The 14,373-nt window shown below is 73.7% G+C and carries 16 protein-coding genes; 3 read left to right on the top strand and 13 right to left on the bottom strand.

What is annotated here, in order from left to right; genetic code table 11:
• Window positions 1-26: 26 nt before the first annotated feature.
• From HLI28_RS06980 to HLI28_RS06970, 3 genes are all read right to left on the bottom strand, one after another.
• The gene (locus HLI28_RS06980) at window positions 27-1,229 is read right to left on the bottom strand and encodes a hypothetical protein (RefSeq protein WP_171246775.1); all 1,203 of its coding nucleotides are present in this window, start codon (window positions 1,227-1,229) and stop codon (window positions 27-29) included.
• On the bottom strand, window positions 1,226-1,828 hold the full coding sequence (locus HLI28_RS06975) for a SigE family RNA polymerase sigma factor (protein WP_246246470.1): 603 nt from the start codon (window positions 1,826-1,828) through the stop codon (window positions 1,226-1,228). Before HLI28_RS06975 ends, HLI28_RS06980 begins: the two co-directional genes overlap by 4 nt.
• A gap of 162 nt (window positions 1,829-1,990) precedes the next feature.
• Window positions 1,991-2,446 (bottom strand): hypothetical protein, encoded by a 456-nt coding sequence (locus HLI28_RS06970; RefSeq protein WP_171246774.1) that lies wholly within the window; start codon window positions 2,444-2,446, stop codon window positions 1,991-1,993.
• A gap of 165 nt (window positions 2,447-2,611) precedes the next feature.
• Here HLI28_RS06970 and HLI28_RS06965 point away from each other — a divergent pair, with 165 nt between their 5' ends.
• Complete coding sequence (locus HLI28_RS06965) at window positions 2,612-3,382, top strand: response regulator transcription factor (RefSeq protein ID WP_171246773.1); 771 nt, start codon at window positions 2,612-2,614, stop codon at window positions 3,380-3,382.
• Entirely contained in the window at window positions 3,379-4,383 is a 1,005-nt protein-coding gene (locus tag HLI28_RS06960) for an ATP-binding protein (protein ID WP_171246772.1), read from the top strand. The genes HLI28_RS06965 and HLI28_RS06960 overlap by 4 nt, the downstream gene beginning before the upstream one ends.
• Here the strand turns inward: HLI28_RS06960 and HLI28_RS06955 are convergent.
• Window positions 4,367-5,176 (bottom strand): hypothetical protein, encoded by an 810-nt coding sequence (locus tag HLI28_RS06955; RefSeq protein WP_171246771.1) that lies wholly within the window; start codon window positions 5,174-5,176, stop codon window positions 4,367-4,369. The two genes, HLI28_RS06960 and HLI28_RS06955, sit on opposite strands and share 17 nt — an antisense overlap.
• Window positions 5,173-5,790: an RNA polymerase sigma factor gene (locus HLI28_RS06950; protein ID WP_171246770.1), complete on the bottom strand. Its 618-nt coding sequence runs from the start codon at window positions 5,788-5,790 to the stop codon at window positions 5,173-5,175. Before HLI28_RS06950 ends, HLI28_RS06955 begins: the two co-directional genes overlap by 4 nt.
• Before the next feature lie 75 nt (window positions 5,791-5,865).
• Between HLI28_RS06950 and HLI28_RS06945 the strand changes: the two genes are divergently transcribed.
• A complete protein-coding gene (locus HLI28_RS06945) occupies window positions 5,866-6,642 on the top strand; it encodes a hypothetical protein (RefSeq protein WP_171246769.1) in 777 nt (258 codons plus the stop codon).
• 8 nt (window positions 6,643-6,650) lie between these two features.
• On the opposite strand, the gene HLI28_RS06940 is transcribed toward HLI28_RS06945, so the two are convergent.
• From HLI28_RS06940 to HLI28_RS06905, 8 genes are all read right to left on the bottom strand, one after another.
• On the bottom strand, window positions 6,651-7,439 hold the full coding sequence (locus HLI28_RS06940) for an amino acid ABC transporter ATP-binding protein (protein ID WP_281357619.1): 789 nt from the start codon (window positions 7,437-7,439) through the stop codon (window positions 6,651-6,653).
• On the bottom strand, window positions 7,436-8,428 hold the full coding sequence (locus tag HLI28_RS06935; protein ID WP_171246768.1) for an amino acid ABC transporter permease: 993 nt from the start codon (window positions 8,426-8,428) through the stop codon (window positions 7,436-7,438). Before HLI28_RS06935 ends, HLI28_RS06940 begins: the two co-directional genes overlap by 4 nt.
• Entirely contained in the window at window positions 8,428-9,366 is a 939-nt protein-coding gene (locus tag HLI28_RS06930; protein WP_171246767.1) for an ABC transporter substrate-binding protein, read from the bottom strand. The genes HLI28_RS06935 and HLI28_RS06930 overlap by 1 nt, the downstream gene beginning before the upstream one ends.
• A gap of 301 nt (window positions 9,367-9,667) precedes the next feature.
• On the bottom strand, window positions 9,668-9,835 hold the full coding sequence (locus tag HLI28_RS06925; RefSeq protein WP_171246766.1) for a methionine/alanine import family NSS transporter small subunit: 168 nt from the start codon (window positions 9,833-9,835) through the stop codon (window positions 9,668-9,670).
• Window positions 9,832-11,406, bottom strand: coding sequence for a sodium-dependent transporter (locus tag HLI28_RS06920; RefSeq protein ID WP_171246765.1), 1,575 nt, complete (start codon window positions 11,404-11,406; stop codon window positions 9,832-9,834). Before HLI28_RS06920 ends, HLI28_RS06925 begins: the two co-directional genes overlap by 4 nt.
• A 110-nt stretch (window positions 11,407-11,516) precedes the next feature.
• Window positions 11,517-12,770 (bottom strand): FAD-binding protein, encoded by a 1,254-nt coding sequence (locus HLI28_RS06915; RefSeq protein ID WP_171246764.1) that lies wholly within the window; start codon window positions 12,768-12,770, stop codon window positions 11,517-11,519.
• 23 nt (window positions 12,771-12,793) lie between these two features.
• A complete protein-coding gene (locus HLI28_RS06910) occupies window positions 12,794-13,927 on the bottom strand; it encodes a DNA glycosylase AlkZ-like family protein (protein WP_171246763.1) in 1,134 nt (377 codons plus the stop codon).
• A 54-nt stretch (window positions 13,928-13,981) separates the two neighbouring features.
• The gene (locus HLI28_RS06905) at window positions 13,982-14,353 is read right to left on the bottom strand and encodes an STAS domain-containing protein (protein WP_171246762.1); all 372 of its coding nucleotides are present in this window, start codon (window positions 14,351-14,353) and stop codon (window positions 13,982-13,984) included.
• Between the last annotated feature and the right edge of the window lie 20 nt (window positions 14,354-14,373).

Genomic DNA, 14,373 nt, shown 5'->3' with positions numbered 1-14,373 from the left:
CGACGACCGGCCGACCAGGTCCGCGATCAGTCGGCCACGCGCAGCGATCCCAGGATCTTGGGGATGAGATCGTGGTGACCCCTGGGGAGGCCGCCGTAGTAGTCGCCGGTGGGCGCGAGGGGCAGCTCGAGGTGCACGGTGTACAGCGCTCCGTCGTCGAGCTCGACGTCGATCCGGACGCCCGCCATGTCGACTGCGCTCCCCTTCCCGTCCACCGGATCGCCACGGTAGGACTCCGACATGTGGGTGACGATCACTCGGCGAGCGCCGTCGAGGCGGAAGTCCGCTCTCCCCGAGACCATCCAGGCTGCGCTGGACGGCGTCGGCCGGACCGCGATCACGGCGGGGACGCCCCACGGGCCGTCGACCCCGTCCTCGCGACTGACGACCATGACCGCCCCGGGATCGTCCACCCACGGTTCCACGGTGCGCCACGCCTCCGGGACGCCGAGACGAAGCCGCCCGACCTCGATCTCCCGGAAGCCCGCCGGGAGCTCCGCGGGCAGGTCCTGAGGGGCCTGTCCGCCCCCGGGCTGCGCCTCCCGTTCCACCCGCAGGTGGTCGACGACGTCCTGCAGGATGTCGTGCCCGTCGTCGGTGATCGGCACGTCGCCGATGGTCACCTCGTACCTCTCGCCGGTCGCCGTGCGCAGGGTCAGCACCGCACGGAGCGCACGCTCGGGCGTGACGGCGACGCGCATGACCGTCAGGCCCGCACCGGGGATATCGGGGAAGGTCACGTCCTCACCCAGGGTGTTGCTGAGGTTCTGCCAGCCGAAGCGAGACTCCTCCCGGTCGATGACGTCGACCTCGACCGAGAGCTGCGAGATCTCGCCTGTCCGCCCCCTGACCACGTGGTATCCGGCACGGCCGATGGTCTTGTCGACCGTCTCCCAGTCCGCGGGCAGGCTCACGACCACCGGCCCGAGCCACACCCGCACGCGGTCCGCGGCGCCGTCGGCCGCCCGGGGCACCGTCTCGCTCGGTCCGGGACCGCCGGGCAGCACCGCACCGGTGAGGGGCCGGTCGACCAGCTCGGGCAACGCCTGCACACCGCCGACGGCGAGCACGAGAGCCAGCGCACCGGTCCCGCCGGCGAGCGCGACGCGGCGCGCGCGGACACGGCGCACCGCGCGCCGTGCCATCCGGTCGGCGTCGAGGCCGGGTGGCACCTCGAGGTGGTCGACGACCTCGCGCAGCTCCGCGAGGAGCGGGTCCTGGGCGTTCACGCGTCCTCCTCGGTGGTCGTGGTGAGCACGGCCCGCAGGGCGGCCAGCCCGCGCGACCCGGCGGACTTCACGGTGCCGCGGGCCAGGTTGAGCTCGTCGGCGGTCTGCTGCTCGCTGCGGTCCAGCAGATGGCGCAGCACGACGACGCGGCGCTGCGTCTCGGGCAGCATCTGCAGGGCGCGCACGAGCCGGTCCCGCTCGGCGACGCGCCGGGCGTGGTCCGGGGCGTGCTCGGAGGTGCCGAGGTCCGACGTCCCGGGGGCCGGGTCGCGCAGCACCTCACGGCGCGTGCGGCGCCACGTGTCGATCCGGGAGGTCGCCACGACCCGCCGCGCGTAGGCGAACGGGTCGCTGCTGATCCGCGGCCAGGCACGATAGGTGCGCTCCAGCGCCGTCTGGACGAGGTCGTGGGCCCGGTGCTCGTCGCCGCAGAGCAGGTAGGCGATGCGGTACAGCCCCGCGGTCCGGGCACGAGCGAAGGCGGTGAACTCGGCGACCGCGGTGGTCGGCGTGGCCTCCTCGTGGACCGCGGTCGACGGTGCCCGGGCGGTGTCCGTCGTCCCGGGCGAGGCGATCGGTACCTGGATCATCTCGCCCATCAACGCTCCTGCTCCCGAGGCTCCATGCACCCTAGACGCAGCGGCGGTGCTGAGAGGTTCCGCCCGACAGCGATCTGGTCGGCAGCTCGTGCCGGATCGGCAGCGTGAGCTGCCGAGCCGAGCACGAGCTGCCGACCAGACGCGCCGGCGAGCAGCCCCGGGTCAGCGCCCGCCGGGGAACGGGATGACCGGGCAGGTGAACGACGCGACGACCCCGCCGTCCATGGCTGCGCCGGCGTCGATCGCGGCCTCGACCTCCTCGGCCGACCCGAGGATCCCGTCGTCGTTCAGGTCGCCGGCCTCCAGGACGTCGTCGAAGTCCTCGTAGAGCACGGCGGTGACCTGCCAGCGGCCGCCGTTGTAGTCGGTGTCGCCCGGGGCCGCCTCGGCGACGTTGGCCTGGGCGCCGCCCAGGTCGTAGATGGTGTCGAACGAGTGGTCCGGTGCCCCGGTGCCGGACAGGTCGTTCGGTGTCGCGACGGTGCGGTAGGCGACGCCGTCGACGTAGAACGCGGTGCCCTGGCTGACCCCGGCCTGCGCGGCCACGGCAGGGACCAGGACGGCCCCGGCGGCGAGCGCCAGCGACCCGGCGACGGCGAGCGTGCGGTTGCGGTGCATGATCGTCCTCCTCACGGGACCGAACCCCGGTGGCCGGCCCTCTGCGTCCAGCCCACCGCGCACCGCTCCGCAGGTCCATGACGAGCGTCTTACGGGGTGCTCACAGGCCGCTGACGTGCCCGCTCGACGCCGTCCGCGACGCTCTCCACGGCCTAGGCTGACTGCATGGTCCGGGTCCTCGTGGTCGACGACGACACCACCGTCGCCGACGTGGTGGTCGCCTACCTCGAGCGCGCCGGCATGGCGGCCGAGCACGTGACCGACGGCGTCGACGCCCTCGTCGCCGCCCACGAGCGGCCGCCGGACGCCGTCGTCCTCGACCTCATGCTGCCCGGCCTGGACGGGATCGAGGTGTGCCGGCGGCTGCGCGCGGACCGGCCCCGCCTGCCGGTGCTCATGCTGACCGCCCGCGGCGAGGAGGACGACCGCATCACCGGCCTCGAGGTCGGGGCGGACGACTACGTGACCAAACCGTTCAGCCCGCGCGAGCTCACCCTGCGCGTGCAGTCCGTGCTGCGGCGGGCGGGCACCCCGGCCGACGGCGCCGCCCCGGCAGGCGAGAGCCCTGCCGCGCAGGACGGACCGTCGCCCGCGTCCGCACCGCCGTCGGGCACCCTGCGCGACGGCGACCTGACCGTCGACGTCGCCGCCCACCGGGTGCTGCGCGGCGGCTCGGAGCTGGCGCTGACCGCCCGCGAGTTCGACCTGCTGGTCTGGTTCCTCGCCCACCCCGGCCAGGTGCACGACCGCGAGACGCTGCTGCGCGAGGTGTGGGGCTGGGAGTACGGCGACCGGTCCACCGTGACCGTGCACGTGCGGCGGCTGCGGGAGAAGGTCGAGGCCGATCCGTCCGCCCCCACGCGGCTCGTGACCGTGTTCGGCGTCGGCTACCGCTGGGACGCCCGTCCCCCGGACACGACGGAGGACGCCGCGTGACCCCGCTGGAGGGGGTCGGCCTCTCGGCCGGGGTGGCTGCCGTCGTCGGGCTCGCCGGGGCGGTCGGCGTGCTGGCGCTCGGACGCCGCCGCCCGTCCGTCGCCGCGACGCTCGCCCCGCTGGTCGTCGTGGCGTCGGTCGCGGCCGGCGTCTACGCCAGCGCCCGCGCGATGTTCCTGTCGGAGAAGGACTCCACGACGGTGCTGTGGCTGCTGCTCGCCACCGTTCCCGTGGCGCTCGTCATCGGGCTGGTGCTCGCCCGGCGCACCCACCACCTCGCCACGGAGCGTGCCGAGGCCGTGGCGGCCCGGGACCGGGACCGGGAGGTCGAGGCCCGACGCCGCGAGCTCGTCGCGTGGGTGTCCCACGATCTGCGCACACCGCTGGCCGCCGTCCGCGTGCTGACGGAGGCGATGGAGGACGCGGTGACGACCCCCGCGGACGCGGCGGCCGGCATCCTCGCGGAGAACCGTCGCATGAGCGACATGGTCGACGACCTGCTGGCGCTGTCCCGGCTGCAGTCACCGGGTTTCGAGCTGAACCGCGAGCCCACGGACGTCGGGGACCTCGCCTCGGACGCGCTGGCCGCCGCCGGCCCGGCCGCCGCGGCCGCCGGGGTGCGGCTCACCGGTGAGGTGACCGTGCCCGTCGTCGTCCCCGTGGACGCCCGGGAGGTCGCCCGGGCGGTGGGCAACCTGGTGTCCAACGCGGTGCGGCACACCCCGGCCGGGGGCACCGTGTGCGTCCAGGTCGAGGACGACCACGGGTCGGCCGCCGTCGTGCACGTCACCGACGGCTGCGGGGGCATCCCCGCGGCAGACCTGCCCCGCGTGTTCGAGGCCGGCTGGCGCGGTACCGCGGCCCGCACCCCGGGGTCCGGCGGCGCCGGCATCGGCCTGTCGATCGTGCGCTCGGTCGCCGAGGCGCACGGCGGCGCCGTCACGGTCGAGAACGTCGACGACGGCCGCGGCTGCCGCTTCACGCTCACCCTGCCGGGGTGACCTCCAGGGGGACCTCCTCCGTCGACCCGTCGACGTAGGTGACCTGCGCGAGGGCCGAGAACGACTCCTCTCCCGGCGCCCACAGCGCGAACCAGCCGTCGTCCACCGACGCCGCGACCTGCTCGCCGTCGGCCGTGGCCACCGTGACGGCCTCGACCTCGTCCCCGACCCGGCCGAACGCGGCGGTCACCGCGCCCTCGCCGCTCGGGCCGTCCGACCAGGACGCCGTGCCGGACTCCGCGACCACGAGACCGCTCGGCGCCGGCTCCGGCACCTGCTCAGCACCGACGGACTCCGAGGTGTACACCTGCGGGTCCCCGTCGGTCGTCGTCACGAAGCACTCCGCCAGGGCGCCGTCGCCCGCCAGGAGCACGTAGGTGTAGTCGCCACGCACCTCGGCGAGCACCGGATCCAGCGGGATCTCGGTGATCGGCGCCCCCTCGCCGGCCGCGTCCTCGTCGATGGCGTGCGCCGCCGTCGGGCAGGCCTCCGCGTCCTGCCCCGCGGCGGCGGGGTCGACGACCTGCGGCGTCGGCGTCCACGACGCGTACGCCTCCGGGCCGCCGAGCGTCGTCGACACCACGACCCCGGCCGCCACGGCAGCCACGGCCCCCGCGAACACACCGGTCGCCACCCCTGCCCGCGAGCGCCGCGCCGGGGCGAGGTAGCGGTCCGGCACGGTCCGGTCCGTGGCCAGCACCCGCGCCAGGGCAGGATCGTCGGGGTGTCCCGGGGCACGCACGTGCCGCGCCGGGTCCAGGCCGCCCAGGTCGTCCAGCAGCGGTGACCTCATGGCCTCTCCTCCTGCAGCCTGCGCAGCACGGTCGCGGTGTCGCGGGGCACCTCGGAGTACGCCAGCAGCCGTCTGCGAGCCCGGGTGAGTCGTACCGAGAAGGTGGACGGGCGGCACTCCAGCACCTGGGCGGCCTCCCGGGCGGACAGCCCGTCCCACGCCACGAGCGCCAGGACCTCCCGGTCGGCGTCACCGAGCAGGTCCCAGGCGCGGCGCAGGTCGGCGCGCCCGGCCGCGGCGTCGTCCGCACCTCGCGCCTGCGCCGTCGGCTCCCGCTCCAGCCGCACCCCGAGGGCCCGCCAGCGGCCCTGCGTGCGCACCCGGGTGGACAGGACCGTGCGCGCGACTCCGAAGAGCCACGCGCGCGCCGCGGTCGGCACGTCCTCCACCCTCCGCCAGGCGACCAGGTAGGTCTCCGAGACGACGTCGTCGACGATCGCCGCCGCGGCCCGGCGCGCGACGAACCGCACCACCTGCTCGTGATGGTCCACCCACAGGCGCGTCAGGCGCTCGCGGGCCGCGGCGTCGTCCACGATCGTCCTCTCGGTCCCTCGCTCCTCCGTGGCCGGCAGGGCCGACGGTGCTCCACCGTACTGGCAGACGGTTGCCTGCATCGATGCCCTCGCTACCCTCGTGCGGGACGGCGGGCGCCGACGCGCGTCCTCGACGACGACGTGGGGAGAGTCAGGATGCGCACGAGAACGTCCCGGACCGTGGCCGCCGGCGTCGGCGCGACGGTGCTGGCCCTGGGGACGGGCCTGGTCGGCACGGCTCCGGCCACGGCCGACATCGGCGAGCCGATCGGCACGATCGGCGAGGGTTCGTCCGACGGCGGGAACCTGCCCGCGGGGAACCTCCCCGGTGTGCCCGAGCCCGGCAGCCCGGAGCCCGAGTGGGTCGCCTGGGCCGCCGCGGAGCGGGCCGAGGCCGAGGCCACCGACTGGAAGGCCGACTCGGCCGCCCGCGGGTGCGAGCTGGTGGAGGTCTCGATCACCGACGAGGTCGACCCCGCCTACAACGAGGCGATGGGCGCCCCCGCCGACCTGGCCACGCACCGGGTCGAGATGGTGGAGACCTGCGAAGGACCGACCGCGTCGGGCGGGATGACGCTCGAGACCGACGACACGGCGAGCACGACCGCGATCGGGTCCGGCAGCGACTGCGACGGCACCAAGGGCCCCGGCACGATCTGCCTCTACAAGTCCAGCGGGCGGATCTACTCCTCGTGGCAGTACCGCGGGTCGGGCAGCGTCTCGGGGTTCCTGCGGATCTACCAGATCTCGACGTCGGCCTCGAGCTGCTACCGCGGCAGCACCTGGCTCACGGGTCCGTCGCGCACGTGGAGCAGCGGGATGACGCGCAGCATCTCCAAGACGCGCACGACGTACTCGGGCTACTCGGCGCACATCTGGAAGAAGGTGTGGCACGGGCACACCGACTGGGGCAGCACCTGCTCGAAGCTCTGAGCCGCGACTCAGAGGACGTGCGCGAGGAACTCCCGCAGCCGCGGCTCGCTCGGTGCGTCGAGCACCTGGGCGGGCGGGCCCTGCTCGACGACGACGCCGTCGTCCATGAACACGACGTGGTCGGCGACCTCGCGGGCGAACCCGATCTCGTGGGTGACCACGACCATCGTCATGCCGGACCGGGCGAGGTCCTGCATGACGGCCAGCACCTCGCCGACCAGCTCCGGGTCGAGCGCGGAGGTGGGCTCGTCGAACAGCATGAGCTCGGGGTCCATCGCGAGCGCCCGCGCGATGGCGACGCGCTGCTGCTGGCCACCGGAGAGCTGGGCCGGGTAGTGGTCGACCCGGTCGGACAGCCCGACCCGCTCCAGGAGCTCGGCCGCCCGCGCCCGGGCCGCCGCCTTCGACAGCCCGCGGACCTGCACGGGCGCCTCGGCGACGTTCTCCAGAGCAGTCATGTGCCCGAACAGGTGGAACCGCTGGAACACCATGCCGATCCGGGAGCGCTGGGCGGCGATCTTGCGCGGGTGCAGCCGGTGCAGCAGGCCCTTGGCGTCGTGCCGGTACCCGAGCAGCTCGCCGTCGACGTGCACCGACCCGGCGGTGATCTGCTCGAGCTCGTTGAGGCAGCGCAGCAGGGTGGACTTCCCGGACCCCGAGGGACCGAGCACCACCGTCACCGAACCCTTCGGCACGACGAGGTCGACGCCGCGCAGGACGTGCAGGGCCCCCTCGCCGTGCCCGAACACCTTGTGCACGTCCCGGGCCTCGACCATGGGGGTCGTCGTCGTGGTCATGGGGTCACCTCCGCGAACGGGTCGTCCTTCGTGGTCCCGGCGCCGCGGATCGCGGCCTGCCGGCTCAGCCGTCCGCCGGGACCGCCGCGCCGGCCGCCGGTGGCGCCGCCGTCGAACCCGCGCCCGTAGTACCGCTCGACGTAGTACTGACCCACCATGAGCACCGAGGTGATGAGCAGGTACCACAGCGCCGCCACGATGAGCAGGGGGATCGGCTGGAAGGTGCGGGTGCCGATCGCGGAGGTGGCGTAGGTGATCTCCAGGGTGAACGGCACGGCGACGACCAGCGAGGTCGTCTTGAGCATGGAGATGGTCTCGTTGCCGGTGGGCGGCACGATGACGCGCATGGCCTGCGGCAGCACGATGCGGCGCAGGATGCGCGGCTCGGTCATCCCCAGTGCACGGGCGGCCTGCGCCTGCCCGGGGTCGACGGAGCCGAGCCCGGCGCGCACGATCTCGGCGAGGTAGGCGGCCTCGTTGAGCGCGAGCCCGACGAGCGCCGCCCAGAACGCCGTGATGACGTCCCGGGTGTCGAACACGAAGAACTCGGGCCCGAACGGGACGCCGAGGCTGAGCCGTGGGTACAGCACCGAGATCAGTCCCCAGAACACGAGCTGGGTGTAGATCGGGGTGCCGCGGAAGAACCAGATGTAGGCCCAGGAGACCGACCGCATCACCGGGTTGTCGCTGCGCCGCATGATCGCCAGCAGCACGGCGAGCACGACGGCGATGGCCATGGACCCGAAGGTGAGCACGAGCGTCCAGCCGACGCCGCGCACGACGTTGACGTCGCGCAGGTACAGCCAGACGGTGTCCCAGCGGAAGTTCGGGTTGGTGACCAGCGCGTGCACCACCATGGCGGCGAGCACGAGCATCACGGCGGCGGACAGCCAGCGCCCCGGGCGCGGGACCGGGCGGGCGTTCAGGGGCTCGGGCAGGTCGGTCGGGGGCCCGCCGACGGCGGCGCCCGGGGCGGTGGTGAGCGCCATCAGACGGAGGGGTCGAGCTCGGCGGTGGAGAGCGCGCCCTCGGCGTTGCCCCAGCCGTCGAGGATCTCGGTCAGGGTGCCGTCGTCCATGAGCTGCTGCAGGGCGCCCTGGACGGCCTCGGCGAGCGCGTCGTCGTCCTGGGCGACGACGACGCCGTACGGCGCGGCGTCCGTGATGTCGCCGAGGGTCTCGACCGCGCCCCCGGTCTGCTCGACCGCGTACGCCGTCACCGGCGAGTCGGCGTACATGGCCTGCACCTTGCCGCCGACGAGGTTGGTGGTGACGTCGGCCTGGGAGTCGTAGGGCAGCACCTCGACGGGGTCGGCGCCGTCGGCCTCGCAGGCCGCGGACGCCTCGTCGAGGGCACCCTGCTGGACGGTGCCGGTCTGCACGCCCACGGTGGTGCCGCACAGGTCGCCGGCGTCGACGCCGTCCGGGTTGCCGGCGGCGACCGCGAGCTGGGAGCCGGCGTCGAAGTAGCTGACCATGTGGGCGAGCTGCAGCCGCTCGGCGTCGATCGTGAACCCGGAGATGCCGACGTCGTACTTGGTGCCGACGGCCGGGATGATCGCGTCGAAGGTGGACGGCTCGACCTCGGCCTCGAGTCCCAGGGTGGCCGCCACCGCGTGGGCGATGTCGACGTCGAACCCGACCGGGGTGACGCCGTCGGGCGCGAGGAACTCGGCCGGGGCGTAGGACAGCTCGGCGCCCACGGTGAGCACGCCGTCCTCGGCGACGTCCTCCGGGACGAGCGCGGCGAGCTCCGGGTCGGCCTCGAGCGTCGAGGCGTCGAACGCCGGGGCCGTCGGGGCGGCCGACGCGTCCGCGGAGGCGCCGCCACCGGCGGGGGCGGCGAGGTCCTCGGACGCGGTGGTGCAGCCGGCGAGCAGCGCGACGGCGGCGACGGCGGACAGGGGCAGGGCGGTGCGGGCGCGCATGACGGCTCCAGGGATCGCGTGGAGGAGGACGACGCTCCCGCCCGGTCCGAGCCGCGGAGCGCTTATGCAGCAGTATGCATACCTATTCGCCCTGCTCCCAAACCGCCGCCCCATGACATGCGTCACTCACCCGGTCACCCCCTCCCGCCGAGCCCCAGCACGACCGACGGGCCGAGCCCGGGCACGACAAAGGTCCGGGTCCTTCCGTGGCGCCGTCGTCAGACGGGAAGCGCAGGGCGCGCAGCGCCCGTGAGCGCGACGGCGCCACGGAAGGACCCGGACCTCGTCAGAAGCGGGAGACCTACGTGTCGTGCTCGATGATCCCCATGTCCTCGCGGTGGTCGTCGACACCACCGGGCGGGAAGTCGGTCCGCTCCGGCTTGGAGCGCAGCGCCATGATGGCGAGGGTCAGTCCGCCCCAGACCACCAGCAGGGCGACGACCATCATGATGATCGCGGTGGTGCTCATCGCGAGGCCTCCTTCCGCACGGCGGGGTCCTCGACCGGCGGATACGGCGGCCAGGCCCGGGGAAGGTCCGGCCCGCGCCAGCGGAACGCCCAGAAGACGATCGCACCGACGACCAGCAACGCCACGGTGCCCCACCCTGCATAGAGCAGATACGTCTCATCGTAGTCGCCGTAGGGTTCGTCGATCCGGATCAGGATCGTCTGCACGAGCATGATCCCGAGCATCACCGGGATGATGGCGCCGACGCAGGCGTACCACCACGCGCCGAGCTGCGTCGTCGAGACGGCGTTGAGGTGGTAGCGCAGCTCGGGGGCCCGGCGGTAGACCCACACCACGAAGACGCACATGAGGATCGCCGAGGCGACGATGCCCATGTTGTTGACCCAGTAGTCGACGGTGTCGAGCAGGATCAGGCCCGTCGTGGTGCTGAAGCCGACCACCGAGACCGTACCCAGCACGCCACCCAGCCACAGCACCGCCGCCGTGCGCGACAGGGCGAACTTCTCCTGCAGCGCCGCGGAGACGACCTGCAGGATCGAGACCAGCGACGTGAACCCGGCCATCACCAGCGAGCCGAAGAAGAGCGCGCCGAACAGGGCACCGGCCGGCATCTCGGAGACGATCGCCGGGAACGTGACGAACGCGAGCCCGACGCCCGCGATGCCGAGCTCGCCGACACCGACCCCCTGCTCCAGGGCAAGGAACCCGAGGGCGGAGAAGACGCCGAGCCCGGCCAGCATCTCGAATCCGGAGTTGGAGAACGCGACCACCAGGCCGGGGCCGGTCATGTTGGACCGACGACGCCGGTACGAGGCGTAGGTGATCATGATGCCGAACGCCACGGACAGCGAGAAGAAGATCTGACCGTAGGCGGCGATCCACACGTCCGGGTCGCCCAGCGCGTCCCACTGCGGGGTGAAGAGCGCGTTCAGCCCTTCCGCGGCCCCGTCGAGGGTCAGCGCGCGGACCACCAGGGCGCCGAAGGCCACCAGCAGCAGCGGGATGAAGACGATGTTCGCCCGCTGGACACCCTTGACGACACCGGCGGCCAGCACCGCGATGACCACGACCCACACCAGCACGAGCGGGATCAGGACGGCGGCCACGAAGTCGAAGGTGAGCCACGGGTCGGCTCCGCCGACGTCGGCGAGCTGGAGGTGCTCCCCGAAGAAGAAGGCCTGCGGGTCGTCACCCCAGTCGAGACCGAAGGAGTAGACGAAGAAGCTGGCCGCCCAGGCGACCACCGCCGCGTAGTAGACCGCGATGACGATGCAGATCATCACCTGGAACCAGCCGAGCGACTCGAGCCAGCCCTTGATCCGCCGGAACGCCTGCGGGGCGCCGCCGCGGAACCGGTGACCGATCGCGTAGTCGAGGAACAGGATCGGGATGCCCGCAGTCAGCAGCGCGATGAGGTAGGGCACGAGGAACGCGCCACCACCGTTCTCGTACGCCACGCCGGGGAACCGCCAGATGTTGCCGAGCCCCACGGCGGAGCCGATCGCCGACAGGATGAAACCTACCTGTCCGGTGAACTGCTCCCGCGGGGCGGTCTGGTTGTCAGCACTCACGGGTCACACACCTTCCGCGCTGGTCGCCGCGTCGTCAAACCGGTCTCTCCTGGTGATCATCGGGCACATTCCCTCGACCGGCATGTCGAGCACCGGGACGAAGCCCCCGGTCAGGCGAGCAGTCGGGCGACGTACCCGCCCCGCAGGCGGCCCTCCGGGTCCAGCCGGTCGGCCAGCACTCGGAACTCGTCGAACCGGGGGTAGGCGGCGCGCACCGCCACGGGGTCGGCGGCGAACACCTTGCCCCAGTGCGGCCGCGCACCGAACGGGGCGAGGGTCTCCTCGATCAGGGGCAGCACCCTGGCGACCTCGGGCGCCCGGGGGAGCCAGGTGAAGTGCAGCCCGATCGAGTCCTCGGCGAAGGGGCTCAGCCACAGGTCGTCGGCGGCCACGGTGCGGACCTCACCGGTCATGAGCAGGGGCGCCACCACGCTGCCCAGGCCCCGCATCGCCTCCACGGCCTTCACCGCGTGCTTCCGGGGCAGCAGGTACTCGCTCTGCAGCTCCTCCCCCACGGACGGGGTGTGGTCGAGCCGGAAGTGGCTCAGGCGCTCGTGGGAGGGGCCGGGGACACCGTGCTGCGCGGTGCAGGCACCCGGGTCCACCCCGGGCACCGGGTGCACGTCGTGCTCGGCCCAGTGCAGGTCGGGCAGGGCGTCGGGCCGGTGACCCCGCCCCTCGGACACCACCGACTTGAACCAGGCCGCGCGGACCGTCGGCTCGTCCCACCGCGTGAAGAGGCTGACGGAGTACGCCGAACCCGTGACGTCGTCGAACCGGTCGAGCACGGCGTCCCACGGGAGCTCCAGCGCGACGTCCTGCCGCACCTGGAACGCGGGCACGGTGGCCAGCTCGATCCGGGTGACGATGCCGAGCACCCCCAACGACACCACGGTCCCGGCGAACACCTCCGGGTCGGTCTCCCGGGTGATCCGGCGCAGCTCGCCGGCCGTGGTCATGAGCTCGAGCGCGACGACGGCGCCCGCGAGGGACCGGTTGGTGTCGCCCGAGCCGTGGGTGGCGGTCGCGACCGCCCCGGCGACGGAGAGGTGCGGCAGCGACGCGAGCTGGGTCAGCGCCCGCCCGTGGGCGTAGAGCACCTGCGACACCTCCCCGTACCGCATCCCCGCGTTGACCGACACGACACCGGTCCCCGGGTCCAGGTCGACGGCCGGGCGGCCGTCGTCGAGGCGGTCGACCTGGACGTGGGTGCCCGTGGTGTCCGCGAGGTCGTTGAAGGAGTGGCGTGATCCCAGCGCGCGGACCGGGCCGCCGACGACGAGCCGGTCGGCGAGCTCCTCCAGGGAGGTCGGGCGCACGAGATCCCGTGCGGCGTAGTCGATGTTCCCGGCCCAGTTCCGCATGCGGCCCAGCGTGCCACGGCTGGTCAGACCGCGCGCAGGAAGGCCTCGAGGTCGACGGTGACACGCGCCACGGCGGCTCGGTCGGGCGCCTCGGGAGCCCGCTGCCACTGCAGCTCCGGTCCGCCCGGTCGGGGCGGCCCGCCCGGCCAGCGCCACCGCGCCGCGCGCCGCCCGTCGATCAGCACGGTGTGGACGAAGGCGTTCCGTCGCCCGGGCTCGGGCGCGCGGGGGTCCGCGAGGACGCGGCGGGTCTCGCCGTAGGAGCTCAGCAGCTCGTCGTAGGCGCACAGCAGGTCGGCGACACGCCCGCCGGACGGCGCCGCGGGGGCGCCGGACACGACGGACTCGTGCACGGCCGGGGTCGTGACCAGGGTCAGCCCGTCGAGATCCTCCGCGCCCGGGACCTCCACGACCTCGCCCAGGTCCCGCAGCACGGCCAGCCCGGCACGCAGCACCGTGCGGGTCAGCCCGGACCACTGCGACAGGTCCTGGACCGTGGCGTAGGCGCGGGCGGGCAGCCAGCGACGCCACAGCTCCAGGACGGCGGACTCGCGGTCGAAACGGTGTCCCAGAGGCCCGTAGCCGGCCGGGACACGGTCGTCGAAGGCCACGTAGGTCGACCGGCCGTGCGCCGCCGGACCGCTGATCAGCACCTTCCGCAGCTCGGCGTGCATGAGGATGTGGGACACGGCGACGCCCGGCGCGTCGGCACCGAGCACGCCCCGCTCGACGAGAGCCGTCGCGAGCTCGTCGCGGGTGCGCGGCCCGGTGGCGACCTCGGCCGCGACGGCGGCGACACCGGGACCGGGGGCGTCGAGCCCCCAGGACCTCTCGGTGGACGCCATCGTCCGGGCGACGCGCGGGGCGGTGAGCTCGAGGAGCCAGCGGACGTCGACGGGCAGCACGAGGTGCCACGTGGGTCGCAGGACGTGGGTGCGCAGGATCTGGCCGTCGTCGAGCGCGGCGAGCGCGGTGGCCTCGTTCCCCCGGGCGGACGTGGCGAGGCGGCGCGTGAGCCCCCAGAGCGTGGGCCGCACCTCCTGCCCCTGCACGGCCAGCAGGTGTCCGACGGCGGCCGGCAGGTCGGGCAGGTCGGGTCCGCGCAGCCGCTGGGACCGCAGCCGGGCCGCCCGGACGGTGGCGGCGTCGACGCTCATGGGAACACCCTGCCCCTCCCCACGGCCGGACACGTCCGCCGGGGTCGTGTCCGGTCAGGCGCTCGTGGCCCGCTCCTCGGCGATCACCGGGATCCGGCCGTCCATGCCGACCATCTCCAGCACCTCGGTGACGGCCTCGGACGGCGACCGCAGCTGGACCGGGGCGCCGACCTCCTCGCCGAACATGTAGACCTGCAGGATGAAGGCGACTCCCGAGGAGTCGATGAACGTCACGTCACGGGTGTCGAGGACGATCGGCTCCGCACCCGGCCGGGCGGCGACCGACGCCATCGCATCGCTCGCCGACTCGCGCAGGGCGGCGTCCACCTCGCCCCACAACATCAGCAGCGTGCCGCCCTCGTCGTGCTGGCAGGAGATGCCGGACCCTGCGTCCGGGTCCATGTCCGTCGCGCTGTCGTAGTCCATCGGGCTCGTGCTCCTGTCAT

It is taken from the genome of Isoptericola sediminis (assembly GCF_013085345.1).
Classification (GTDB): Bacteria; Actinomycetota; Actinomycetes; order Actinomycetales; family Cellulomonadaceae; genus Isoptericola; species Isoptericola sediminis.
Note: the sequence above shows the minus strand (reverse complement) of the source record. Positions and strands in the feature narration are given on the sequence as shown.

Excerpts from the sequence above, each read along its gene's own strand:
- HLI28_RS06915 (WP_171246764.1), bottom strand. The coding sequence starts at position 12,770 with ATGCGGAACTGGGCCGGGAACATCGACTACGCCGCACGGGATCTCGTG.
- HLI28_RS06955 (WP_171246771.1), bottom strand. The coding sequence starts at position 5,176 with ATGAGGTCACCGCTGCTGGACGACCTGGGCGGCCTGGACCCGGCGCGG.
- HLI28_RS06975 (WP_246246470.1), bottom strand. The coding sequence starts at position 1,828 with ATGGGCGAGATGATCCAGGTACCGATCGCCTCGCCCGGGACGACGGAC.
- HLI28_RS06935 (WP_171246768.1), bottom strand. The coding sequence starts at position 8,428 with ATGGCGCTCACCACCGCCCCGGGCGCCGCCGTCGGCGGGCCCCCGACC.
- HLI28_RS06945 (WP_171246769.1), top strand. The coding sequence starts at position 5,866 with ATGCGCACGAGAACGTCCCGGACCGTGGCCGCCGGCGTCGGCGCGACG.
- HLI28_RS06925 (WP_171246766.1), bottom strand. The coding sequence starts at position 9,835 with ATGAGCACCACCGCGATCATCATGATGGTCGTCGCCCTGCTGGTGGTC.
- HLI28_RS06950 (WP_171246770.1), bottom strand. The coding sequence starts at position 5,790 with ATGCAGGCAACCGTCTGCCAGTACGGTGGAGCACCGTCGGCCCTGCCG.
- HLI28_RS06970 (WP_171246774.1), bottom strand. The coding sequence starts at position 2,446 with ATGCACCGCAACCGCACGCTCGCCGTCGCCGGGTCGCTGGCGCTCGCC.
- HLI28_RS06905 (WP_171246762.1), bottom strand. The coding sequence starts at position 14,353 with ATGGACTACGACAGCGCGACGGACATGGACCCGGACGCAGGGTCCGGC.
- HLI28_RS06965 (WP_171246773.1), top strand. The coding sequence starts at position 2,612 with ATGGTCCGGGTCCTCGTGGTCGACGACGACACCACCGTCGCCGACGTG.
- HLI28_RS06940 (WP_281357619.1), bottom strand. The coding sequence starts at position 7,439 with ATGACCACGACGACGACCCCCATGGTCGAGGCCCGGGACGTGCACAAG.
- HLI28_RS06910 (WP_171246763.1), bottom strand. The coding sequence starts at position 13,927 with ATGAGCGTCGACGCCGCCACCGTCCGGGCGGCCCGGCTGCGGTCCCAG.
- HLI28_RS06930 (WP_171246767.1), bottom strand. The coding sequence starts at position 9,366 with ATGCGCGCCCGCACCGCCCTGCCCCTGTCCGCCGTCGCCGCCGTCGCG.